Here is a 22,438-nt window from a genome sequence, read left to right on the forward strand (position 1 = left end):
ACCTTTGTGGCCGTTAGAAAGAAATAAGATGAGAAGCATAGAATTAAGCTGGATGTACAGGATCTTGATGATCCTTTTGGTAGGTGGATTGATTGCCTGTTCGCCCGAAGAGAATGGGGGAGAGGTGACGCCACCAGATAAAATCGATGAGGGTTATTTTATCGAGGTAACCAAAACTAAAAATCTAAACAAAGCTCTGCTGGTCAGTGATTTTGGGATAGACGGTACAAATCCTCTCTTATTGCTGCTCCCGGAAAAACAGTTAAAAACAGAAGCTATCCGTTATATGAGCAAAGATCCTGCCGGCAAACCGCTGGAGGTCTCCGGCATTATCACCTACCCCGCGGAAGGAGAATGTAAAGGGTTGGTAATAGGGCAGCATTATACGATTGGCGCCGACCGCGAATCGCCTTCGGCTCTTATGGTAACGGCTGAGTCCCTTTTGGCTTTTTTCGGCTATGCCGTGGCCGTTCCCGATTATATCGGATTCGGGGCGACTGTCGATCTGCCGCAGACTTATATCCATGCCGAATCGGCGGGACAGGTGAGTTGTGATATGTTTTTTGCTGCGCGCGAATACCTCTCGCTTATCAAACGTCCCGTAGAGAGGGAGGCGTATGTGGTTGGTTATTCGCAGGGAGGCTATGCCGCCCTGGCTTTTCAGCAGATGGCGGAGCGGCAATACGCGGATAAGATAAAACTCCTTCGCGCTTTTGCCGGAGGAGGTCCCTATCTGCCGGAGTCGATCTTCGACCATTTTATGCAACAGGACGAGGTAGCCAATCCGGCAACTATCCTGCTTACGATTGTCGGAGCGGATTATGCCGATGGATTGAAGCTGGATTATACGAAGATATTCCTGGAGCCTGTGCTTTCAAGCTATCGGGAATGGTGTGTCAGTAAGAAGTATACGTTGGGAGAGATCAACCACCTGTTACCCTCCAACCGGTTAAGCGATTGGCTTCATCCCGACTTCTTTACGGAGAATCACAACGAGGAGATTCGCAAACTCAAAGGATCTCTGGTCAAAAACAACCTGATCGACTGGGTGCCCCGCGCCCCTATCCTTTTGGCACACAGCACGCTCGACGAAACCGTCCCTTTTAGCAATACAGAGGCGGCATACAAAGCTTTTCAAAAAGCGGGGACTTCTGTGGAATTACACACCAGCAAGCTCGATCATTCCAGTGCGGCTATTCCATTTTATCTATTGGTTCTGCAGGCGTTGAAGTAAGCGATCGCCTTACTCCTCTGCTTTTTCCCCTGCCTTTAGGCGCGACCGAAGGTATTCGATACGCTTGGCAGACTTGTTGCACTCGTCGGTCATGCGGATAATATCCTTCAATACAAGCCCGAAACGATAGGAAGCGGCAATGGCTTTTTTGTCGTTATCGAGTAGATACATCACGTATGGGCTGCCACCGGTGTACTCGGCACGGATACGTTCCTTTTCGTGATCGGCGATGAATTGCAACGCATCCAACCCCAATTCGTTGGTGTAGGTAACGACTTCCGTCGTAAAGCCCAGGTTCTCGAAACGATAATTCACGCCCCCGTCGTAAGCAATAGAGGCGGTTTTAATAAAGGTGCCGTCGTTGAGGCTTAGGGTGAGACCCGTATGATTGATCGGCTTGGCTCCATAATAGACGCTGGCGATGTAGATATCGCCCTTCTCGTTCACGCCGCTACGGATGTAACAACGCTCCAGGTTGCGCTCGACCGTTTGCTGGCGGTAGATATAATTCCCCACCTCGTCGTAAGCGGAATCCTTTTCAAATACAAATTCTTTCTCCAGGGTGGCAAGCAACTCCTGCCGCAAAGGAAGCACACTGTCGCAAAAGGCGATGTTTCTTTCCGCCTCTTTGATCTCCACTAAGCGCATCAGGGTGAGTCCCTCTCGCTGCACTTTCAGCTCTTTCGGGTAGAGTACACGCAGGCTGTCGATCTCAATTTTGGCAGCGGCAAATTCATTTTGTTCGTAATAAGTACGCGCCGCTTCAAGCCGTGCCTCGGCCTCTTTTGTTTTCTTGTTGCAACTGCTTAACGCAAGACAGAGGAGTAAGGCATAGAAAGTGAATTGTTTCATCGTTTTTCCTTTTTCAGATTATTCATAGGCAAAAGTAGTTAAACATTGTGAATCACCCCTATTGCACACAACAAAAAGCACTATTATTTGTTTTAGGTATACAAGGCATTTATAGGTTAGGTATTAGTGTTTAGGTATTAATTTTTAGTTAGTTATTAGTTTTTAAGGCAAAAAGATGAAAAGGTTATCTGTTTATATTGTTGTATTGTTTTTCATGACTGTGAACAGGGCATGGGGCGACGGATCGGAAGCTAAAAATGAGTTAGTGAAAGAGATGGCACCGGTCGTGATCGAGTCGGCTTCTGTGGCTGGCGATAGCACCCGTGTTACTCCCGCGGAGGCGTTTCTGAAAGCATATAGCATGAATAGCCTTTTGATGATTGAGACCAATCAGATAGAAACCATTTACATTTATGATTCTACCGGCGCGTTGCATCTGGAGCATACGCCGACCAGTACGTTCAGTGCCATTCCGATTTCCCGGGGTGAATATACCGTCAAAACGGAACATCTCAGCCAGGAGGTGGTCGTGAAATAAACAGATAAGCGTGTGGCTATTGCAGATTGCTTTATTATTTTTGCAGATAAATAGCGCGTCTGATCATGAAAATAGTAGCCGATAATACAATTCCTTTCCTTCAAACGATCATCGACCCGTTGGGCGATGTCACCTTTCTCCCCGCCGGACAGTTTACCCGTGAAGCCATCCGGGAGGCTGATGCGCTGATAGTGCGCAGCATTGACCGTTGCACCCGCGAGATACTCGAAGGCAGCCGGGTGAAGCTGATCACCACGGCGACCATTGGTTTCGATCATATCGATACGGCTTACTGCGAAGAAGCCGGCATTGTGTGGAAGAATGCGCCGGGTAGTAATGCGGAATCGGTAGCCGAATATGTGGTTGCCTCGTTGATGCTTCTCGCTCTTCAAACCGGCAAACAACTAAATAAGCAAACGATAGGTATCGTAGGTGTCGGGCATGTCGGCAGCCGTGTGCAGAAACATTGTGAGGCATTAGGTATGCGGGTAATCCTGTGTGACCCGCCCCGGGCGGAGAAAGAGGGCGATGCCCGATTTGTCTCGTTGGCGGAGATAGCCCGGGAGGCCGATATCATCACCTTTCATACGCCGCTGGAAAAGGGCGGTTCGCACCCTTCTTGGCACTTAGCCGATCGCACTTTCATCGAATCGTTACAACGCAAACCGATATTGATCAATAGCAGTCGCGGAGCCGTATTTGATACTTCTGCGATTCTATGGGGTAAGGAAGAGGGAAAAATAGGCGCTCTTATCCTGGATTGCTGGGAAAACGAACCGCATATTTCGCTTGAACTGTTGCAACAAACAGCCATTGCCACGCCCCATATTGCCGGATTTTCTGCCGACGGAAAGGCGAACGCCACCCGTATGTGTCTGGAAGAGATTGCCCGTTTCTTTCATCTGGAAATGCCTTTTCTCGACAAGGTAAAGCCGGAAGCGCCAGCCCAGCCGGTGATCGATCTGGATAACTTCGTCGAAAACCGGATTGAAAATGCTATTTTCACGGCTTTCAACCCTCAGATGGTGGATGCCCGTCTCCGGGAAATGCCCGAAAAGTTCGAATGGTTCCGGAACAACTATGACCATCCCCGGGAGTTTTGTGCCTATTCCTTTCAACAGGCAAATAAAGAAGAAGCAGCCTTACTGGAATCCTTAGGTTTCCGTAGGTTTGTTGTTTAACCATAAGAAACAGCTCGAATGAAGAATAACGGTTTTACCTTCCGCCGCCGCATCGCCGGTTTTAAGTATGCATTTCAAGGGCTTAAGCGTTTGTTTACCCATGAAGCCAACAGCTGGATACACGCTTTTGCGGCTGTTTGCGTGGTCGTCGCCGGTTTTCTTTTTCGTATAGCTGCCTGGGAGTGGGTGGCCGTTGTGGCCGCCATCGGGTTCGTCTTGGCTGCCGAAGCCTTCAACTCTGCCATCGAGCGCCTGGGAGATGCGATCACTGAGCAGCCAAACAACTATATTAAACATGCTAAAGACCTGGCAGCCGCGGCCGTTCTGATCGCTGCTATCACCGCCGCGGTGATTGGACTCCTTGTTTTTCTTCCGAAACTAATCGACTGCATTTCCTAAGTATTGATCGCCTCCGTCGACCCATTTTCCACATACCCCCAACTTACGATTTGTAATTTCCGCGGGACTTTGCGCGCAAAAAAGCGGGACTTTAGAGACAAACTCCCGGGAGAAACACTTTTTAACGTATGGATTTGTAAGTAAAATGGGCTTTTTGCTTACAATCGACATTTTGACAATCTTAAAAAAACGGCTTTCCCGCATAACAAAAACAAGTATCCTCCGGATAAAGTAAATGCCTTGAGATTCCTATTTGTAAACATCAGCATGTTTAAGCAAGCTTGATTGCGCTCAGCTTTCACTATCTTTGCATAAGATAGGATGCGCTTCGGCAATTCAAGCAAGCTTGATTGCACTCAGCTTTCACTATCTTTGTCATCGAATAGTTTTAGTCCGGAATGGGGAAAATAAGCGTAATAGAATTCGAACGGCAGTTTAAAGCCCTGTATCGTCCGTTATGTCTTTTTGCCATGCGCTATTTGGAGCGTATGGAAGACGCGGAAGATATGGTGCAACAGGCGTTTGCAGATGTCTGGGAGAAGAATGCCGAAGGAGCGGCTATCCTGAACCTGAAGGCTTATCTCTATCAGGCGGTGCGCAACCGCAGCCTGACGCTCCTCCAGCAATCGCCCGAACTCGAATCGGCCGATGCCCTGCCCGATCGGGAAGACCCGACTGCCGACGAAGATATCCTGCGCGCCGAACGCGATGCCCGCCTCTGGCAAGCCATCGATAACCTGCCCACCGAACGCCGCCGCATCTTCCTCCTCTCCAAACGCGACGGCCTGAAATACCAGGAGATAGCCGACGAACTGCACATCTCCATCAAAACCGTTGAAAACCAAATGTCAAAAGCCCTCAAATCCCTCCGCGAATATCACCCATAACAAAACAAGCATTCTCCGGATAGAGCAATCATTTTTTTGCATTCATCTTCTTAAAACCGTACATAGTGTTCGTTTTTGAACATTGACATTTTATCTTTTCGTATTATTAATCAGACGTTTATATTTTTGGCACGTGCTTTGCTAATAAGGGGGCAAATGCGATAACAATTCAAAAACATATATCTGTATGGACAGAGAAATACCAAAAGAAGTTCGCCGCAAAGAGCTGATAAAACAATTGACAAAAGCCGGGATATTCCTGGCGGTCGGTGTGGTAGCTATTTGGGCATTATTCGCTGTGATGCAAACGGGCGTAAAGAAAAAAGACTTGCAGATATCAAAGGTTGATATCGGCCTGATCGAGGTCACATCGAGCGCTTCGGGCAAAGTGGTTCCGGCATTTGAAGAGATCGTCACATCGCCCATCAACTCTCGTATCGTGGAGGTTTATAAACGCGGCGGTGATATTGTCGATGTGGGCGACCCTATCCTGAAACTCGATCTGCAGACAGTGGAAAACGATTACAACAAACTGTTGGATGAACAGGAGATGAAACGCCTGCAATTAGAGCAGCTTCGCCTCAACAACCACAGCAAACTATCGGAAATGGAGATGGCGTTGAAGGTTTCCCGCATGAAACTCGACCGGAAAGAGGTGGAACTACGCAACGAGCGCTACCTGGATGAGTTGGGCGCCGGAACAGCCGATAAAGTGCTTCAGGTGGAGCTCGACTACAACGTCAGCAAATTACAACTGCAGGAAGACGAGCAGAAATATGAAAACGAAAAAGCCTTGGTCGAATCGGACTTCAAGATAAAGCAATTGGAATACAGCATCTTCCAGAAAAACCTGGCAGAGATGAAGCGTACGTTTGAAGATGCCCAGGTGCGCTCTCCCCGGAAGGCGATCCTGACCTATATCAACAACGAGATAGGGGCGCAGGTAGCTCAGGGAAGCCGCCTGGCTATTGTGTCCGACCTCTCGCATTTCAAGATCGAAGGGGAGATTGCCGACTCCTATGGCGACCGCATCTCTACCGGCAGCCGGGTGGTGGTACGCATCGGAAACGATCGTATGAATGGCATCGTGAGTGATGTAACCCCCCTCTCGCGCAATGGGGTGATCTCGTTCTCTGTGCAACTGGAAGAGGGCAATCATCCGCGTCTCCGCTCTGGCCTTCGTACGGACATTTATGTGATGAACGCGATCAAAGAGGATGTGATGCGGATAACGAATTCCAGTTATTATTCGGGCAAAGGCGAGTATGAATTGTTTGTTATCAACGGCGAACAACTTATCAAACGCAAAGTGATACTGGGCGACAGCAACTACGACTATGTCGAAGTGATCAGCGGCCTCGAGCCGGGCGACGAAGTGGTCGTGTCCGATATGTCGAGTTATAAGGATAAGAACAAACTGAAAATCAAATAATGATTCATCATTCATAATTCATAATTATCATGCTAAAGATCTATATCAAACAAGCCTTTCAACTCTGCAAAGAGAATCCTTTGGTCAGCACCATATCCATCATCGGGAGCGCCATTTCCATCGCGATGATCATGGTCGTTGTATTGGTTTTTCAGATCCGCTATGCCAATTTCCCACCGGAAGATAAACGCGACCGGATGATGTATGTAAGCGGAACAGTGGCTGCTTCACAGGATGAAACCAATAGAGGATATATGTCGGTCGAGGTGGTCAAAGAGTGTTTCTACGCCTTGCAGACACCGGAAGCCGTTAGCGCATATAATAAAATGCTCCGCCCGGTCTCTCTTCCGGGCAAACGGCTCTACAAAGAATACAGCATTTCGTTGACCGACCCAGCCTTCTGGAAGATATTCTCTTTTCGCTTCGTCGAAGGAAAACCTTTTACAGAGGCTGATTTCCAGTCGGGCATACGCACCGCCGTCGTCAGCGAAGAGCTGGCACGGGATCTTTTCGGCACAACGGCTGTGGTCGGCGAAACGATCATATCAGACTTCCTGACATTCACCATCTGTGGAGTCGTGCGCGATGTCAGCCTGGCTGCCTCCGACGCTTACGCGCATATGTGGATCCCCTACACCACCGATGAGAGCGGGCTTCAGACATCGAAACACGAAGGCATAAGCGGGGTGTTCCGTGTGAATATACTGGCGCATAAACAAAAAGATTTCAACGCCATCCGGGAAGAGCTTACCAAAAAAACAGCACAATACAACGAAACAAAAAAGAATTACACGGTCAATTTCCTCCAGAATCCGATCACCCGCTTAGACGTAGCCATGGGTTCCCATGGTTTCAAGAAGGCAAACGCCATGGATTTTATGCTTAGTACGGGTGGTATCCTGCTTTTCCTAATCCTGATACCGGCATTTAACCTGACCGGAGTAGCGCAATCGTCGGTGCAGCAACGCCATGCCGAAGTAGGCGTCAGAAAGGCTTTTGGGGCAACAGGCGGCAAAATCATCCACCAGGTCATTTACGAGAACCTGATCACCACCCTGACCGGGGGCGTGATAGGTTTCTTCCTCTCTTTCCTACTGCTCTATCTCTGTCGCAGTTTTCTCTTAGATAGTAGTCCGGCATTAAATACCAGTATGTTGTTCAAGCCATTTACCTTTGTTGTTGCGCTGTTGTTTGTATTATTATTAAACCTGCTAAGCGCCATCATTCCGGCGGTTCGCATTTCGCGCCTGTCGACAGTAGATGCCTTACGAGATGATACGGTATAAGCAAAAAAAGAGTCAAATCACCCTAATCAGAAAGAAACGATGTTCAAACAAATAATAAAAATAATCTGGAAGCAACGCCGTTCAAACGGTTGGATCTTCATGGAACTATTGATGGTGGCCGCCGTGTTGTGGTATATAGCTGATATGTTGTGGATCGATATGCGTGTCTACAACCAACCGACGGGATATGATACAGAGAATTGCTGGCGATTGAAGCTCTATGACCTGAATAGTAGCGTGGCAGGGTTCGTCAGCGAAGAGGAGCGCACCACCACCGAAACAGAAGATCTGATCGCGCTGATGGAGAATATCCGTCGCGAAACGGAAGTGGAAAATGTATGCGCCTCTTTCTATTCCCATCCTTATTCCTGGGGTAATTCCTGGAGCTCGCTCGAACCGGTGGAGGGAGATACCGCCACGGCTCGTACCCGCTCGTATCAGACACGCCGGGTGACACCGGAATTTTTCGATGTCTTCCGCGTGAAAGACAAACATGGCAATGCCATCACGCCTCAACTCCCGCCCGGAGAGCCCTGCTATGTGATCTCGGAAGATATGGAGAAGCATTTCTTTGAAGGCAAAGAGGGCAAAGGACAACGAGTAAGGAATAACCTCCAAGGGAATTCGGTCCTGGTGGCTGCTGTCAGTACACCGATACGTGCCTCCGATTATGACATAAGCGATCCCTGCTTCTTCGATGTGATGGTCGGCTCGCGTCTGGAGTTGATGGTGAAGGGTTTTAACGCGAGCAGCGCGGAGGTTTGCCTCCGTATGAAACGCGCCATGACGCTGGAAGAGATGTATCTCTTCCTCGAATCGATGGGTGAACGGTTGACGGTCAATAATATCTATGTGTATGGAGCCTATTCCATTGCGCAACAACGAGAAGATATCATCCGCTCTTATCGAAATGAAAGCCGTACCAAAATAGCCCTGATGGGCTTTATGCTGGTCAATGTATTCTTTGGCATTATCGGTACCTTCTGGCTGCGCACCCAGCATCGCCGGGGAGAGATCGGATTGCGGATAGCGATGGGGTCTACACCAGGTGGTATTTCCCGCTTTATGAACTTAGAGAGTCTGTCTCTACTGCTCCTCACCCTCCCTTTCATCCTGTTATTTGTCGGGAATATGGCTTTCCTCGATATCATTGAAAGCGGACGCATTCCTATTAGTTGGGAGCGCATTCTGCCGGTAGTCTTCGCGACTTACCTATTATTGGGCATCATTATCTGGCTGGGCATCCGTATTCCTGCCCGAAAAGCAGCCTCTCTGCCTCCGGCAGAGGCGTTACGTCACGAATAATAAATAAACAATTAAAATACAAGATCATGATTAAATTGACAAACCTGGAAAAGATCTACCGTACAAAAGAGATTGAAACAGTTGCGTTGGAGAATGTAAACCTGGAAGTAAAGAAGGGCGAGTTTTTGAGCATTATGGGACCTTCAGGATGTGGCAAATCGACCTTACTGAATATCATCGGCCTGTTGGACACGCCTTCAGGGGGAATCGTAGAGATCAATGATATAAACACGATGCAGATGAACGACAAGCAACAGGCTGCCTTCCGTAACGAGCAGTTAGGCTTTGTGTTTCAGAGCTTCCACCTAATCAACTCCCTCAATGTACTCGACAATGTGGAACTACCCCTCCTCTACCGCAAAGTCTCCGCGTCGGAACGCCGGAAAGCAGCACAGGCGGTATTGGAACGCGTCGGCCTAAGCCATCGTATGCGTCACTTCCCCACACAACTATCCGGAGGACAGTGTCAGCGCGTAGCCATTGCCCGTGCCATTATCGGTAATCCTGAGATCATCCTCGCCGATGAACCGACCGGTAACCTCGACAGTAAGATGGGTATCGAAGTCATGGATATCCTCCACAAACTGAATAAAGAGGATGGCCGCACCATCGTGATGGTAACCCACAACGAGCAACAAGCCAAACAAACCAGCCGCACCATTCGCTTCTTCGACGGACGGCAGGTGCAGTAATTAATGGTTAATTATTAATGGTTAATGGTTAATTAAGATCAGAAACCGTATTGTAATAATTAATAATTAACAATTATGATAATCGTATATTTCAAACAAGCCTGGCAGCTATTGAAACAGAACCGCTTTTATACGGGGATTTATATCCTGGCTACCGGTTTCTCTATTGCCTTGGTGATGGTATTGGCTATTGTTTTTTATATAAAGATAGCCAATATTTATCCGGAGACCGGGCGTAACCGGTTGCTTATCGTGGAAACAGGGAAGGTATTACGGCCAGATAGTACACGGTCGCAATACGGGCTTTCGTTAGAAACGGTACGTCAATGCCTCTATCCTTTGCAGCAGGCGGAAGCCGTATCGGCAGTGTATCGGGGCAGAGGGAAAAACTATATCCAACCGGAGAATAAGGAGCCGCAGATACCCGTGACGGTGAAATATGTCGATACCGGGTTCTGGAAAGTGTTCGCATTCTCTTTTATCCATGGTAAAGCTTTCTCTGAAGCGGATATGGAGTCGGCCATGCAAACAGTGGTGATCACGGAATCACTGGCACGTCGGTTGTTTGGGAATACAGAGGTGACCGGGAAGTATATCCACTTGAACTTCACTCCTTATCGGATCTGCGGCGTGGTAAAAGATGTCTCTTATTTAGCGAATAAGACTTTTGCCCAACTTTGGATGCCCTATACGGCTTGTCCCGGTTTCAGAGCGGCGCTGAGCGGAAATAACGACGGGCAGACACTGGGTACTTTTGCCGGTTATGCGCTGGCTCCTTCGGTGAAAGCGGTCGATAAATTGAAAGAAGAGATACAATCAAATGTCAGCCGGTATGATGCTTCCCTGGGTGAACTAAAGTTCAGTATAGACGGTCCAGACAGACAATGGCGGTCAGTCTTTCGGCTTTCAAGAGGGCAGACAGAAGGGGAGTTTACACAATTATTACTGCAATATGCATTTATTTTTCTGGTTCTTTTATTGATTCCGGCAATTAGTCTTTCGGGCATGGCCGAGTCGCAGATGGAACGCAGGATCTCCGAAATAGGGGTTCGCCGGGCTTTTGGTGCACCTAAAGGATCTTTGTTGTGGCAATTGATCATGGAAAACCTGCTTTTCACAATCCTGGGTGGGTTACTGGGGTTAGGGACTTCCTATCTGTTGGTTTATTTCTTCCGCGACTGGATCCTTCATTGGGGGATCAATCAGATGTTTTATTCTGTGATACCCGAAGGGGTGGATGTTCTACTCTCTCCCGGCATGCTGATGAATTATACGGTGTTTCTTGTTGCGCTCGGTGTTTGCCTGGTTCTCAATCTGATGACCACGGTTATTCCGGCCTGGCATGCTTCCCGTCGTGAAATTGTTTACTCTCTAAATAGCAAGTAATATGTTGAAGAATATTTGGAAACAGCTGATGAACCGGAAACGGAAAAACCTTTGGATCGCATTGGAATTATTACTTGTCTTTTGCCTGCTCTGGTATATTGTGGATTATTTCTTTTTATTGAATTATAACCGCTCTATTCGTTCCTACCGGGATATGAAACATACCTATAAGCTGGAGCTGGCGGAGTATACTGCGAATCAAACGGAGTACAGCGAACAGGAAGATACACCCGATGCGGCGATTGCTAATTTACGGCGGATCGTTCAGCGCCTCAGGGAACATCCCGACGTGGAATCGGTGGCTTTGGCCATCGAAGCGTCTTCTTTTCCCGGAAGGGATATCAATACCGGAGTGAAATACAGAAACCGGGAAGATAATAGTCGGGTAGCCGATATCCAGTTTATCCGTTTTGTACCCGAAGAAGATTACTTTCAGGTGTTCCGTCATATTTCCGGGGATGGGAAAACGGCTGTATCGATGAATAACTATGACTGGAATGATCCGGAAAACATCCTGATCACTCGTATGATGGAAAAGCAATTATTCCCCGGCCAATCGGCTATCGGTAAGATGATCGAAGTGCATGAAAACCGGTTTTATCCGGATCTCCGAAAAGAATATAAGGTGATCGGCATACTGGATGATATAAAACGTTTCGACTATCTACGTCCCTATAGCGTGATGTTTATACCCGAGCGGATCAATGAAATAAACTATCACTCGGTCACGATCGGTTTCCGGACGAACGGAAAGACACCGGCCTCCCGTTTTATTCCTGCATTTAAGAAGGAGATGAATAGCCGGTTGCAACTGGGCAATTATTATCTGGAAGACATCCTGTATTTCCCCAAGATAGAGAAAGATACGGAGTATGAATACGGCATGACCAACGAGATACGCATGCGTACTGCCATGATGATCTTTTTCCTGGTGAACATGACCCTTTGCCTGTTGGGTACTTTTTGGTATCGTGTCAATGCCCGCAAGGAAGAAGTTGGCATACGCCGTGCTTTGGGTGCAGATACTGTCAGTATACGAAGACTCTTTATTCAGGAAGGGCTGCTGTTGCTTCTATTGGTGATGGTGCCGGCAATGATCATTGAAGTTCAATTTGTTTTTATGGGTATGACGAATACGTTGATGGCAGATATTCCGTCGTATGGCAATTACCTGCCGGATCATACGTTTTTGCGTTTCCTGTTGACAAATCTGATAACCTGGTTGATACTTGCCGTGATGGTCATTCTGGCCGTATGGTATCCCGCCCGTTCGGCAAGCAGGATAACACCCGTGGATGCGTTACGGGATGAGTAGCATCAAAAGTTTTAAAACCCTTTCAACTCCTGATACAACCGTTGTATAGGCAGTCCCATCACATTATAGAAGGAGCCCTGGATCGCTTCGACGGCAATATAGCCAATCCATTCTTGTATGCCGTAGGCACCGGCTTTATCGTAAGGGCGGTAGTTGTCGACGTAATAGGTGATCTCTTCTTCGGTCAGGGTACCGAAACGGACGGTGGAAGTGACAGAAAAAGTCAGTTGTTTTTCGCGAGTGTAGACGCAGACGCCTGTTATCACCTCGTGCTGACGACCGGAGAGTTCACCTAACATACGGATCGCATCCTCCCTGTCTGCCGGCTTGCCCAGGATACTGCCTCCGAGGGAAACAATGGTGTCTGCCGTGATCAACAGTTCATCACCCGCCAATGTGGGGAGATAGGCCTCCGCCTTCTTTTGGGCAACATACCCGGCAATGGCTTCGACAGGCATCTCTTCCGGGTACGACTCGTCGATATCGGGAATGATACGAACCTCAAAATCCAGGTTCAGTCCACCCAATAATTCTTTGCGGCGGGGAGAATTGGAGGCTAATATGATTTTGTATTTACGAAGGTTGGGAAGTACTGTCATCATTAATCTTTATTAAAACGTCTACCATCCGAAGGCTTCGTCACACATCCACACACCCTGTGCTTTCATCGTCTGCTCAATAATATCACGGGCGACCCCTTCCCCACCCTTACGCGGGGAGATATACTTTGCGACTGCCTTAATTTCCGGAGCCGCATCCGAAGGACAAACAGGCAAACCCACCCGGCTCATCACCTCGTAGTCCGGAATATCATCGCCCACATACACCAGTTCTTCGGGCGAAACACCGGTCTTTTGGAGCAGATCCTCAAAGTCGACACTTTTGACAGCGCTACGCATATAGATGTATTCAATGCCCAAACGCTCGAAACGAATGCGCACCGAATCGGTATATCCGCCGGTAATGATGCCAACAACATAGCCTTTTTTGACAGCCAGTTGCATGGCATAGCCATCTTTTATATTCACCGTACGCATAGGATCCCCATTGGGATGTAAAGGAACGATATCCGATGACAAGACTCCGTCGACATCGAAGACAAAGCCTTTTATCTTTTTCAAATCAAAGTTGATACTACTCATGTGTCGATTCTTTATGTATGTTCCGGCTGAGCAAGCGGTATATCTCTTTCATAGCATCCTCTTTCAGCTGGTTTATCTGTTTTTCCATGATGTTTTCATCGTAACGCACTGCCGGTCCGGTCTGTGCCAACAGCGGCGGCATATTTTCGATCTTAGCGGCCGTCTCTTCAATCAACGGAAGAAGCAGTTTGTAGGAGATTCCTTCTTCCTCGAGTATTTTGGCAGCAAGTGTGTACATGTGATTGGTGAAATTGCAGGCAAACACGGCAGCCAGATGCACCGTTTTCCGCTTTTCGGAAGAGAGAAATTCGACATGTCCGGAAAGGGCTCCGGCCAGGTTCTGCAGGAAACGTCCGTCTTCCTCCCGGGCGGCTTCCAACAGGATGGGAATCTGATCGAAAGAGACCGCTTTTCCTTTGCTGAATGTCTGCAATGGATAGAACACCCCGTAGCGTTTTGTGTAAGGGGTAAATATATCCATCGGCACACTGCCTGCCGTATGCAGCCAAAGCCCGCCGTTTGGTTTCATGGCTTTCAAGACCTCTTCCAATACAGCGTCGCGAACGGAAAAGAGATATACATCCGCATCCTCCTCCACCTCCGCGAGGGAAGATGTCCAGGCAGCGTTTAACCGCTCGGCCAAGGCGGCGGCATGCTCCGGCGTGGGGCTATACACCTGGCTGATGGTCATGCCTACCCGATGCATTTCCAACGAAAGACGGGTGGCCAGATTGCCTGAACCTATACATACAATCTTCATCTTATTCGGCGGGATAGGTTCCGATATGAATCTTTTCCCATTGCAGTTTTTCTTCGTCGAAAGGTTTCCGCTCCTGGGCTTTATGGCCAAAGGCAATGATCGACAACACATCGAGCTGATAAGGAATATTCAGTAAAGCACGTACATACTCATTGGCATCGGTCTCTTCCGCTGTCACCCGACTGCGGATCTGGCACCAGCAACTGCCCAATCCCAACTCTTCCGCCTGCAATTGCATATAAATGGAGGCAATCGCCGTATCTTCTATCCACACATCGCTTTCCATCACATTGCCCAACACAACAACCGCCAGCGCACACCCCTCCAGAAAAGCCGCGCCATGCTCTTTGCATCCGGCTAAGCGTTGCAACATCGCTTTATCTTCTACCACAATAAACTGCCAGGGATTCTTACGCTTGGAAGCCGGCGCCATCAGGGCGGCTTTCAATATGCTCTCCACCTCTTCGGGTTTCAATAATTCGTCGGTAAACTGTCGAATACTTCTTCTTTGCTTTATCAGGGAGGCGAAACTTTCCATCAGATTTATCTTTATTACGTTTATCAAGCAAAGGTAATGATTTAGCCGAAAAGGACTCTACTAACCCCCCAACAAAAAGAGAGGAAGACAAATTGCTTTGCGCCTTCGGCTAAGTGAACGCTATTTGTCATTTTGATAGCAAAAACGCCATTTTACTTTACAATATGATACGTTAAAAAATGTTTCTCCCGGGAGTTTGCGAAAAAAGTCCCGGGATTTCGGAAATTTTCTCCCGCAATTTTGACAAAATGATATTTGGATTTAAATCGTCAATTAGGGAAAAAAACGATGGTGTCCGTCGGAAAATCCCGCAGGAATTTAACTCCTAATAACCGCCAGCGAAGAGAGCCGAACTGTACTCCTTCTTCAGCTTTACCTTATTCGGCGTCCGTTAGCCGGGTTAGCGTCCGAAATTTGAAGAAATGGATTAAAAACAGTGAAAAAAGAAGTAGATTGTCTGAATATATCCTCAAAAAAGATAAATTTTTCGATTTCTTTGCGGAAGATACCGAAAAAGGTATACCAGAAGGCGATTTATTTAATATATTTGAGCGTTTTTCCAAAAAGACTGATCTGTTTCCATATATTTCATGGGATAATGTCAACAAAAAGGACGGGAAAAGAGAAAAAGACTATACATTTATAAATTAGGTAATATGAGTACAGCAACACAGGATGCGCCTACACAAGACAGAGTAATTCTTCTGATTGCGGAAGATGAAGAAAGCAATTATCTATTGCTGAAAACAATTTTGCAAAAACATTGTGATTTGATCCGTGCAAAAACCGGAAAAGAGGCGTTGGAGAAATTTCAGGAAAACACAGTTGACTTGATCATGCTGGATATCAAAATGCCGGAAATGACCGGAATCGAGGCATTGAAAGAGCTTCGTAAAATAAACCAGGATATTCCTATTATCATGCAGTCGGCCTACGTTTTCGACTCGGATATGGAAGAAGCGCGCCAGGCGGGAGCTACCGATTTCATTACAAAACCGATCAATTTAAAGGTATTGAAAGAAACGCTCACAAAATACTGTCCGGCCTTACAATTCTAAACAATTTCCTTTTATAATACGAGGGCTTAAAACACCATAGCCTCCTCTAACAACAAGATGGAGAGTTTTCTATGTGGTGTTTTAAGCCTTTTTTACTTTCCTTTTGTTGATTTTTTCCCTATATTTGTAAGAATTCGTTTACATAATCGAATCAAGAGGTAAATCACTCCTGGCATTTACAAGAGAGAAACACAATACCTAATGAGAATCGGGGACTGTGTTTGGTAAGGTTGAAAGAAACCATCTATCGCCCTGGCGATAGACACATACTCATTAGAATAAAGACGCAAGTCTTCATTAATCAACAAGAGCGTTTTATGATAAGAAAAAATCATCCGTCCCACTCTATCGAAAAGTTATACAAGCATTACTCGCTGCATCTTCCTGAGTTATGTTCTATCGCGCAAGGTTCGGAAAACGCAGAACAGTTCAAAAAGACATTACGGGAATATGTCACTGTCGGCGGAAGGCGACAAGAGGTTATTGAGCAGATCCTCCTCCTGATTGATTACGACAACCGATCGGTCAATGAACTGTCGACCGGTGAAGAGTTGCCGATAAAGACCATGACTTATCTATGGCAGTTCCTGAACCGGTCATACACTGAGAACGGATCGGCCGACTTGTTCAGTGATTTATACCACCTGTTCACAGCATTAAACCGGGAGAAAGAGCCCGAACCGGATCGCAACCGCGTCAAGCGACAGATGAATCGTTGGCCGACTGGCCTGGAAGAAGAGGTATTGGCCATCCGGCAAGAGAACAAAGAACGTATCATCCGCCTATTGATCCGGAGGATCGAACGCCATTATTCGCCTACGGCACGCTACCAGTTTGCGGAAGGCATCTCTTACGAAGAGAAACAACAGCAGGTGGAAACCTGGTGGGACAGTAGCCGTTTCCATCTGGCGATGGCCATAAAAAGCCCGACCGAACTCAATCTTTTCTTAGGCAATACACTCTCGCCCGAGACCATGCAACGACTGATGCAGGCCAAAAAGAAAGGCATGCCCTTCTTTGTCACCCCTTACTACCTCTCCTTATTAAACACAGGGGAGGCGGGCTACGACGACCAGACAATACGCTCCTACATCCTTTATTCCGAAGAACTGGTAGAGACCTACGGAAATATCCACGCCTGGGAGAAGGAGGATGTCGTGGTGGGCGGCGAACCTAACGCTGCCGGATGGCTTTTGCCCGACGGACATAATATTCATCGCCGCTACCCCGAGGTGGCCATTCTGATTCCCGATTCCATGGGACGCGCCTGCGGAGGGCTTTGCGCCTCCTGCCAGCGTATGTATGACTTCCAGAGCGAACGTTTGAATTTCGACTTCGACGCCCTGAAACCCAAAGAGAGCTGGGATAAGAAATTGCGCCGGTTGATGAACTATTTCGAAGAAGATTCCCAGTTGCGCGATATCCTGATCACCGGTGGAGATGCCCTGATGAGCCAGAACGCGACACTGCGTAAGATACTGGATGCCGTTTGTAAGATGGCTATCCGCAAACGGAAGGCAAACGAATCGCGCCCCGACACCGACAAATATGCGGAGATCCAACGCGTACGTCTCGGCAGCCGCCTCTTGGCCTACCTGCCCATGCGCGTGACCGACGAACTGGTGGAAATACTGCGTGAGTTCAAAGAGAAAGCGGCGCAGGCAGGCATCGTGCAATGTTACATACAGACCCATTTCCAATCGCCTTTAGAGGTCACTCCGGAGGCAAAACGAGCCATCGAAGCCATCCAAAGTGCCGGATGGACCATCACCAATCAATTAGTATTCACGGTAGCCGCCTCACGACGTGGCCACACCGCCAAGCTACGGCAGACGCTCAACGCCCTGGGAGTGGTTTGTTATTATACCTTCTCCGTCAAAGGCTTCCGCGAGAACTACGCCATGTTTGCCCCCAACAGCCGATCACTTCAGGAGGAGCACGAAGAGAAGGTATTCGGCCTTATCCCGAAAGAAAAGCGGCAAGAGCTGGATGAAATCATACGCGCCAAACGCCCGTTGGGCAAACACCTCACCCGTTTCCTCAAAGAAAATCACCTCCTTTTTGCGGGAACAGACAGAAATGTGCTTAATTTGCCGGGAATAGGAAAGAGTATGACATTCGAGACAGTGGGCATCACCGCGGAGGGCAAACGCATCCTTCGCTTTGATCACGACGGAAGCCGCATCCACAGTCCGATTATCCATACGATGGGCCGGGTATATATTGTGGAGAACAAATCGATTGCCGCCTACCTTCGTCAACTGAAAGAGATGGGCGAAGACACGGAAGAGTACCACACAATCTGGAACTACCGCAGGGGAAAGACCGAACCGCAGTTCAGCATCTACGATTATCCCGACTATCCATTCGAGATGACAACAACAATGACCAATTTACAAGTATAGACAAATGATACTAAACGAACGTAACCTACGGAAAGACCTTGTGATGGACGTAGCGCGCCGCATGATGACCGCCGCGCGCACCGCCCCGAAAGGGAAAGGAGTTGATATTATAGAGATGGCTTTGGTGACCGATGGCGACATCGAACGCCTGTCGACCAAGATGCGCCAACTCTCCGAAGAGACCGGCATGAAATTCCTTTTGCGGGATGCCGACAACCTGGAAAGCGCCGATGTAGTCATGATCATCGGAACGATGCAGCAGGTACAGGGATTGAATTGTGCCCATTGCGGATACAACACCTGTGAAGCCAAGCCGGAATATGTGCCTTGCGCCATCAACAGCGTCGACTTGGGCATCGCCATCGGTTCCGCCTGTGCTATGGCAGCCGATTTGCGTATCGACACACGGGTGATGTTCAGCGCGGGCTGGGCCGCTCAGAAATTGGGGATGCTGGGAGCATGTAAATGCGTGATGGCTATCCCAATGAGTGCCGGAAGCAAGAATCCTTTCTTCGACCGCAAACCCAAAGAGCCGGTGAATAATCCGGGATAACCAGTTGAAATACCCACCTAAAGGTCTCTTCGGACACAGACGTAAGCGGGGCGGACTCGTTGATAGAAAAGATCAGTAGATCAGTTGTGTACCAGCGTGCCGATCTTTTCTCCACGTATGACACGTACCAGATTGCCTATCGTGTCCATATCGAACACCACAATCGGCAGGTTGTTTTCTTTGCACATCGTGGTGGCTGTCAGGTCCATCACCTTCAGCCCTCTGTTGTAGATTTCGTCGTAGGTGATCTCATCGAACTTCGTAGCGGTCGGATCTTTCTCGGGGTCGGCGGTATAGATACCATCCACCCGGGTACCCTTCAGCATCACATCGGCTTCGATCTCGATGCCCCGGAGCGACGAACCGGTATCGGTCGTAAAGAAAGGATTGCCCGTTCCGCCCGACATAATCACCACATGCCCCTGCTCCAACAGGTCGATCGCTTTCCATTTATTATAGAACTCACCGATCGGCTCCATGCGGATGGCTGTCAATACGTCGGCCTTCACGCCTATCGCCGTCAGGGCGGAGCTCAAGGCCAGGCTATTGATCACCGTAGCCAACATGCCCATCTGGTCGCCTTTTACCCGGTCGAACCCTTTGGAGGCACCGCTCAATCCGCGAAAAATATTTCCCCCTCCGATCACGATGCCCACCTGAACACCCAGGTCGGTGATCTCTTTGATCTGCGCGGCATATTCGCCCAGCCGTGTTTCGTCTATTCCATATTGCTTTCCGCCCATCAGCGACTCACCGCTCAACTTCAGGAGAACTCGTTTGTATGCAGCCATATACTCTGTTTTATTGTTTTTTACAAAGGTAAAAAGATTTGCGTAACCACTCTCAAAGTCCATCATTTTATTCCCTCCTCCCACACACAATGTAAAGAGGTTGCCCGCAGAGCGACAATTGGCAATTTGATATGTTTAAAATCCAAAATGCCAGGTAGCGATAAAGAAATAGATCATAACACCTGTGAAGAGGCAACAGAGTAGTTAGAGTAGAATTTCTACTTAACTACTAAGAAACGAAGCAACTGCACATTCCCGTTAATTATGTGCAAAAAAACGCTTTGAGTCTTATTAAAATGGGGTATCTTTGCAGCTGATTAATAAAAGGGTTTAACGTTTAAATTGGAAACTATGCTTGAAATTAACAGCTACAAAGAGTTTGAGTCTTATTTAGGACAAGAGATTGGTGTCTCTGATTATCTGACCATTACACAGGAACAAATCAACCTTTTTGCCGATGCGACCCTGGATCATCAGTGGATCCACGTGGATGTGGAGAAGGCAAAAGCGGAGAGTCCTTTCCAGAATACAATCGCTCACGGTTACCTCACGCTATCGGTTTTGCCTTATCTCTGGGCACAGATCGCGAAGGTTAATAATGTGAAATCATTGATTAACTACGGCATTGAGAAATTAAAATTCAATCAACCGGTCATTGTTGGCAGTGAAATACGCCTGCGTGTGAAGTTGCAATCGATCGTCAACCTGCGTGGCGTTGCTAAGGTAGAAATGAAAGCGACTATGGAAATCAAAGACAGTAAGAAGAGTGCCTTTGATGCCATAGTCGTTTTCCTTTATAATTTTGAAGAGGGGTACGCGGAGTAATTACCGCGATGCCCTTTTGCGCTCGGTCTCATCGAGGATGATCTTACGCATACGCATATAGTTAGGCGTAATCTCCACGTATTCATCCACCTTGATATATTCCAGCGCATCCTCCAGACTGAAGACAATCGGTGGAGCCAACGCTACTTTATCGTCCGAGCCGGAAGCACGCATATTGGTCAGTTTCTTCGATTTGGTCACATTCACCACCAGGTCGCCCTCTTTGGTATGTTCACCTACCACCTCGCCGGCATACACATCTTCGCCGGGAGGAATAAAGAATCTTCCGCGCGATTGCAGGTTATTCAACGCGTAAGCAAAAGCCGTTCCCGTTTCCATTGCGATAATGGAGCCGTTCATGCGGCGCTCGATATCTCCTTTCCAGGGTTGATATTCGAGGAAGCGGTGGGCGATAATCGCTTCGCCTGCCGAGGCGGTGAGTAGTGAGTTATTCAAGCCGATGATACCGCGTGAGGGAATCGTAAATTCCAGGTACATCCGTCCGTTTTTGCTTTCCATCATGGTCATCTCCCCTTTGCGTTTGGTCACCAGGTCGATGATACGGCTCGACGACTCTTCGGGCAGGTTGATGGTGAGATGTTCCACCGGTTCGCATTTCACTCCGTCGATCTCTTTGATGATCACCTGAGGTTGTCCGACCTGCAGTTCATATCCTTCGCGACGCATCGTTTCTACCAGTACCGACAGATGCAGTACGCCACGTCCATACACCAACCAGGCGTCGGCCGAATCGGTCGGTTCCACGCGCAGGGCGAGGTTCTTATCCAGTTCCTTCTGCAAGCGTTCGTATATATGGCGGGAAGTAACATATTTCCCATCCTTCCCGAAGAAAGGCGAGTTGTTGATCGTGAAAAGCATCGACATCGTCGGTTCGTCGATGGCAATGGTAGGCAGCGGATCCGGATCGTTCACGTCACAAACGGTTTCACCAATCTCGAACCCTTCGATACCAATCAATGCGCATATATCGCCTGAAGAGACGGAATCCACCTTGGTGCGCCCCAGTCCTTCAAACACATTCACCTCTTTGATTTTCGATTTCACCTGTGTGCCGTCGCGCTTGCAGAGCATGATATCCTGCCCTTCATGGAGTTCCCCGCGGTGTACGCGCCCTACGGCGATACGCCCCACATATTTAGAATAGTCCAACGAGGTGATCAACAGTTGCGAGGTGCCCTCCAAAGTCTCCGGTCCCGGAATATGTTCGATAATGGCATCCAATAGCGGAAGAATATCTTCGCGCGGAGTCGTCCAGTCGTCCGACATCCATCCCTGTTTGGCTGATCCGTAAATGGTCGGGAAATCCAATTGTTCTTCGGTAGCGTCGAGGCTGAACATCAGGTCGAACACCATCTCCTGCACCTCCGAAGGGCGGCAGTTGGGTTTGTCGACCTTATTGATCACCACGATCGGTTTCAAACCGATCTGGAGCGCTTTCTGAAGCACGAAGCGGGTCTGCGGCATCGGCCCTTCGAAGGCATCTACCAATAAGAGGCAACCGTCGGCCATATTCAATACGCGTTCCACCTCACCGCCGAAATCGGCGTGTCCCGGTGTATCGATGATGTTTATCTTACATCCTTTATAATTGATGGAGACATTCTTGGCCAGGATGGTAATCCCACGCTCTCGCTCAAGATCATTACTGTCAAGGAATTGGTCGGGTTCTGCCTGTCCTTCACGGAAAAGCTTGCCTGCTAATAACATTTTGTCTACCAACGTCGTTTTGCCGTGGTCTACGTGTGCGATAATCGCAATGTTTCGAATGTTTTGCATTGAAGACTAAAATTTTGTGGGCGCAAAGGTACGACTAATTTGCGACTTTAGCCTCAATACTT

Annotated in this window: 23 protein-coding genes; 16 read left to right on the top strand and 7 right to left on the bottom strand. The window is 48.2% G+C overall.

From position 1 onward, the window contains the following. Window positions 1-28: 28 nt before the first annotated feature. A complete protein-coding gene (locus M2137_RS10005) occupies window positions 29-1,234 on the top strand; it encodes a lipase family protein (RefSeq protein ID WP_280766295.1) in 1,206 nt (401 codons plus the stop codon). A gap of 9 nt (window positions 1,235-1,243) precedes the next feature. Here M2137_RS10005 and M2137_RS10010 read toward each other — a convergent pair whose 3' ends face one another. After that, window positions 1,244-2,086, bottom strand: coding sequence for a hypothetical protein (locus M2137_RS10010; protein ID WP_280766296.1), 843 nt, complete (start codon window positions 2,084-2,086; stop codon window positions 1,244-1,246). Window positions 2,087-2,261: 175 nt separating this feature from the next. Here M2137_RS10010 and M2137_RS10015 point away from each other — a divergent pair, with 175 nt between their 5' ends. From M2137_RS10015 to M2137_RS10060, 10 genes are all read left to right on the top strand, one after another. Beyond that, entirely contained in the window at window positions 2,262-2,624 is a 363-nt protein-coding gene (locus tag M2137_RS10015; protein WP_280766297.1) for a hypothetical protein, read from the top strand. Between the two features lie 65 nt (window positions 2,625-2,689). After that, a complete protein-coding gene (gene pdxB / locus M2137_RS10020; protein ID WP_280766298.1) occupies window positions 2,690-3,805 on the top strand; it encodes a 4-phosphoerythronate dehydrogenase PdxB in 1,116 nt (371 codons plus the stop codon). Between the two features lie 18 nt (window positions 3,806-3,823). Further along, window positions 3,824-4,204 carry a diacylglycerol kinase family protein gene (locus M2137_RS10025; RefSeq protein ID WP_280766299.1) on the top strand — a complete coding sequence of 127 codons (381 nt, stop codon included), beginning with the start codon at window positions 3,824-3,826 and terminating at the stop codon, window positions 4,202-4,204. 398 nt (window positions 4,205-4,602) lie between these two features. After that, entirely contained in the window at window positions 4,603-5,091 is a 489-nt protein-coding gene (locus M2137_RS10030) for an RNA polymerase sigma-70 factor (protein ID WP_280766300.1), read from the top strand. Between the two features lie 187 nt (window positions 5,092-5,278). Beyond that, on the top strand, window positions 5,279-6,523 hold the full coding sequence (locus M2137_RS10035; protein ID WP_280766301.1) for an efflux RND transporter periplasmic adaptor subunit: 1,245 nt from the start codon (window positions 5,279-5,281) through the stop codon (window positions 6,521-6,523). Between the two features lie 29 nt (window positions 6,524-6,552). Next, window positions 6,553-7,809, top strand: coding sequence for an ABC transporter permease (locus M2137_RS10040; protein ID WP_280766302.1), 1,257 nt, complete (start codon window positions 6,553-6,555; stop codon window positions 7,807-7,809). 39 nt (window positions 7,810-7,848) lie between these two features. Next, a complete protein-coding gene (locus M2137_RS10045) occupies window positions 7,849-9,114 on the top strand; it encodes a multidrug ABC transporter substrate-binding protein (protein ID WP_280766303.1) in 1,266 nt (421 codons plus the stop codon). A gap of 26 nt (window positions 9,115-9,140) precedes the next feature. Next, complete coding sequence (locus M2137_RS10050; protein ID WP_280766304.1) at window positions 9,141-9,806, top strand: ABC transporter ATP-binding protein; 666 nt, start codon at window positions 9,141-9,143, stop codon at window positions 9,804-9,806. Window positions 9,807-9,881: 75 nt separating this feature from the next. Continuing rightward, on the top strand, window positions 9,882-11,192 hold the full coding sequence (locus M2137_RS10055; protein ID WP_280766305.1) for an ABC transporter permease: 1,311 nt from the start codon (window positions 9,882-9,884) through the stop codon (window positions 11,190-11,192). Between the two features lies 1 nt (window position 11,193). Further along, window positions 11,194-12,507 (top strand): FtsX-like permease family protein, encoded by a 1,314-nt coding sequence (locus tag M2137_RS10060; protein ID WP_280766306.1) that lies wholly within the window; start codon window positions 11,194-11,196, stop codon window positions 12,505-12,507. Between the two features lie 11 nt (window positions 12,508-12,518). On the opposite strand, the gene M2137_RS10065 is transcribed toward M2137_RS10060, so the two are convergent. The 4 genes from M2137_RS10065 to M2137_RS10080 are packed head-to-tail and all read right to left on the bottom strand — an operon-like array spanning window position 12,519 to window position 14,947. Next, entirely contained in the window at window positions 12,519-13,109 is a 591-nt protein-coding gene (locus tag M2137_RS10065; RefSeq protein ID WP_280766307.1) for a Maf-like protein, read from the bottom strand. A gap of 18 nt (window positions 13,110-13,127) precedes the next feature. Then, entirely contained in the window at window positions 13,128-13,649 is a 522-nt protein-coding gene (locus M2137_RS10070) for an HAD-IIIA family hydrolase (protein WP_280766308.1), read from the bottom strand. Continuing rightward, on the bottom strand, window positions 13,642-14,409 hold the full coding sequence (locus M2137_RS10075; protein WP_280766309.1) for a Rossmann-like and DUF2520 domain-containing protein: 768 nt from the start codon (window positions 14,407-14,409) through the stop codon (window positions 13,642-13,644). The genes M2137_RS10070 and M2137_RS10075 overlap by 8 nt, the downstream gene beginning before the upstream one ends. 1 nt (window position 14,410) lies before the next feature. Beyond that, complete coding sequence (locus tag M2137_RS10080; RefSeq protein ID WP_280766310.1) at window positions 14,411-14,947, bottom strand: nitroreductase family protein; 537 nt, start codon at window positions 14,945-14,947, stop codon at window positions 14,411-14,413. A gap of 288 nt (window positions 14,948-15,235) precedes the next feature. Here M2137_RS10080 and M2137_RS10085 point away from each other — a divergent pair, with 288 nt between their 5' ends. The 4 genes from M2137_RS10085 to M2137_RS10100 all read left to right on the top strand — a co-directional run bounded on the left by M2137_RS10085 (window position 15,236) and on the right by M2137_RS10100 (window position 18,963). Beyond that, entirely contained in the window at window positions 15,236-15,598 is a 363-nt protein-coding gene (locus tag M2137_RS10085; protein ID WP_280766311.1) for a hypothetical protein, read from the top strand. 5 nt (window positions 15,599-15,603) lie between these two features. Next, a complete protein-coding gene (locus M2137_RS10090) occupies window positions 15,604-16,005 on the top strand; it encodes a response regulator (protein WP_280766312.1) in 402 nt (133 codons plus the stop codon). 317 nt (window positions 16,006-16,322) lie between these two features. After that, the gene (locus tag M2137_RS10095) at window positions 16,323-18,410 is read left to right on the top strand and encodes a KamA family protein (RefSeq protein ID WP_280766313.1); all 2,088 of its coding nucleotides are present in this window, start codon (window positions 16,323-16,325) and stop codon (window positions 18,408-18,410) included. A gap of 4 nt (window positions 18,411-18,414) precedes the next feature. Further along, window positions 18,415-18,963, top strand: a complete 549-nt coding sequence (locus tag M2137_RS10100; RefSeq protein ID WP_280766314.1) for a DUF2148 domain-containing protein — start codon at window positions 18,415-18,417, stop codon at window positions 18,961-18,963. 80 nt (window positions 18,964-19,043) lie between these two features. On the opposite strand, the gene pyrH is transcribed toward M2137_RS10100, so the two are convergent. Further along, window positions 19,044-19,754: a UMP kinase gene (gene pyrH, locus M2137_RS10105; protein WP_280749642.1), complete on the bottom strand. Its 711-nt coding sequence runs from the start codon at window positions 19,752-19,754 to the stop codon at window positions 19,044-19,046. Between the two features lie 351 nt (window positions 19,755-20,105). Between pyrH and M2137_RS10110 the strand changes: the two genes are divergently transcribed. Next, window positions 20,106-20,579 (top strand): MaoC family dehydratase, encoded by a 474-nt coding sequence (locus tag M2137_RS10110; RefSeq protein WP_280766315.1) that lies wholly within the window; start codon window positions 20,106-20,108, stop codon window positions 20,577-20,579. Here M2137_RS10110 and typA read toward each other — a convergent pair whose 3' ends face one another. Next, the gene (gene typA, locus M2137_RS10115) at window positions 20,580-22,376 is read right to left on the bottom strand and encodes a translational GTPase TypA (protein ID WP_280766316.1); all 1,797 of its coding nucleotides are present in this window, start codon (window positions 22,374-22,376) and stop codon (window positions 20,580-20,582) included. Between the last annotated feature and the right edge of the window lie 62 nt (window positions 22,377-22,438).

The sequence above is a fragment of the Parabacteroides sp. PFB2-10 genome (genome assembly GCF_029893085.1).
Lineage (GTDB): Bacteria > Bacteroidota > Bacteroidia > Bacteroidales > Tannerellaceae > QVMG01.

Excerpts from the sequence above, each read along its gene's own strand:
- M2137_RS10110 (WP_280766315.1), top strand. The coding sequence starts at position 20,106 with ATGCTTGAAATTAACAGCTACAAAGAGTTTGAGTCTTATTTAGGACAA.
- M2137_RS10035 (WP_280766301.1), top strand. The coding sequence starts at position 5,279 with ATGGACAGAGAAATACCAAAAGAAGTTCGCCGCAAAGAGCTGATAAAA.
- typA (WP_280766316.1), bottom strand. The coding sequence starts at position 22,376 with ATGCAAAACATTCGAAACATTGCGATTATCGCACACGTAGACCACGGC.
- M2137_RS10100 (WP_280766314.1), top strand. The coding sequence starts at position 18,415 with ATGATACTAAACGAACGTAACCTACGGAAAGACCTTGTGATGGACGTA.
- M2137_RS10085 (WP_280766311.1), top strand. The coding sequence starts at position 15,236 with ATGGTGTCCGTCGGAAAATCCCGCAGGAATTTAACTCCTAATAACCGC.
- M2137_RS10045 (WP_280766303.1), top strand. The coding sequence starts at position 7,849 with ATGTTCAAACAAATAATAAAAATAATCTGGAAGCAACGCCGTTCAAAC.
- M2137_RS10065 (WP_280766307.1), bottom strand. The coding sequence starts at position 13,109 with ATGATGACAGTACTTCCCAACCTTCGTAAATACAAAATCATATTAGCC.
- M2137_RS10095 (WP_280766313.1), top strand. The coding sequence starts at position 16,323 with ATGATAAGAAAAAATCATCCGTCCCACTCTATCGAAAAGTTATACAAG.
- M2137_RS10075 (WP_280766309.1), bottom strand. The coding sequence starts at position 14,409 with ATGAAGATTGTATGTATAGGTTCAGGCAATCTGGCCACCCGTCTTTCG.
- M2137_RS10005 (WP_280766295.1), top strand. The coding sequence starts at position 29 with ATGAGAAGCATAGAATTAAGCTGGATGTACAGGATCTTGATGATCCTT.
- M2137_RS10090 (WP_280766312.1), top strand. The coding sequence starts at position 15,604 with ATGAGTACAGCAACACAGGATGCGCCTACACAAGACAGAGTAATTCTT.
- M2137_RS10080 (WP_280766310.1), bottom strand. The coding sequence starts at position 14,947 with ATGGAAAGTTTCGCCTCCCTGATAAAGCAAAGAAGAAGTATTCGACAG.
- pdxB (WP_280766298.1), top strand. The coding sequence starts at position 2,690 with ATGAAAATAGTAGCCGATAATACAATTCCTTTCCTTCAAACGATCATC.
- M2137_RS10040 (WP_280766302.1), top strand. The coding sequence starts at position 6,553 with ATGCTAAAGATCTATATCAAACAAGCCTTTCAACTCTGCAAAGAGAAT.
- M2137_RS10010 (WP_280766296.1), bottom strand. The coding sequence starts at position 2,086 with ATGAAACAATTCACTTTCTATGCCTTACTCCTCTGTCTTGCGTTAAGC.
- M2137_RS10055 (WP_280766305.1), top strand. The coding sequence starts at position 9,882 with ATGATAATCGTATATTTCAAACAAGCCTGGCAGCTATTGAAACAGAAC.
- M2137_RS10030 (WP_280766300.1), top strand. The coding sequence starts at position 4,603 with ATGGGGAAAATAAGCGTAATAGAATTCGAACGGCAGTTTAAAGCCCTG.
- M2137_RS10060 (WP_280766306.1), top strand. The coding sequence starts at position 11,194 with ATGTTGAAGAATATTTGGAAACAGCTGATGAACCGGAAACGGAAAAAC.
- M2137_RS10025 (WP_280766299.1), top strand. The coding sequence starts at position 3,824 with ATGAAGAATAACGGTTTTACCTTCCGCCGCCGCATCGCCGGTTTTAAG.
- M2137_RS10015 (WP_280766297.1), top strand. The coding sequence starts at position 2,262 with ATGAAAAGGTTATCTGTTTATATTGTTGTATTGTTTTTCATGACTGTG.
- M2137_RS10070 (WP_280766308.1), bottom strand. The coding sequence starts at position 13,649 with ATGAGTAGTATCAACTTTGATTTGAAAAAGATAAAAGGCTTTGTCTTC.
- M2137_RS10050 (WP_280766304.1), top strand. The coding sequence starts at position 9,141 with ATGATTAAATTGACAAACCTGGAAAAGATCTACCGTACAAAAGAGATT.
- pyrH (WP_280749642.1), bottom strand. The coding sequence starts at position 19,754 with ATGGCTGCATACAAACGAGTTCTCCTGAAGTTGAGCGGTGAGTCGCTG.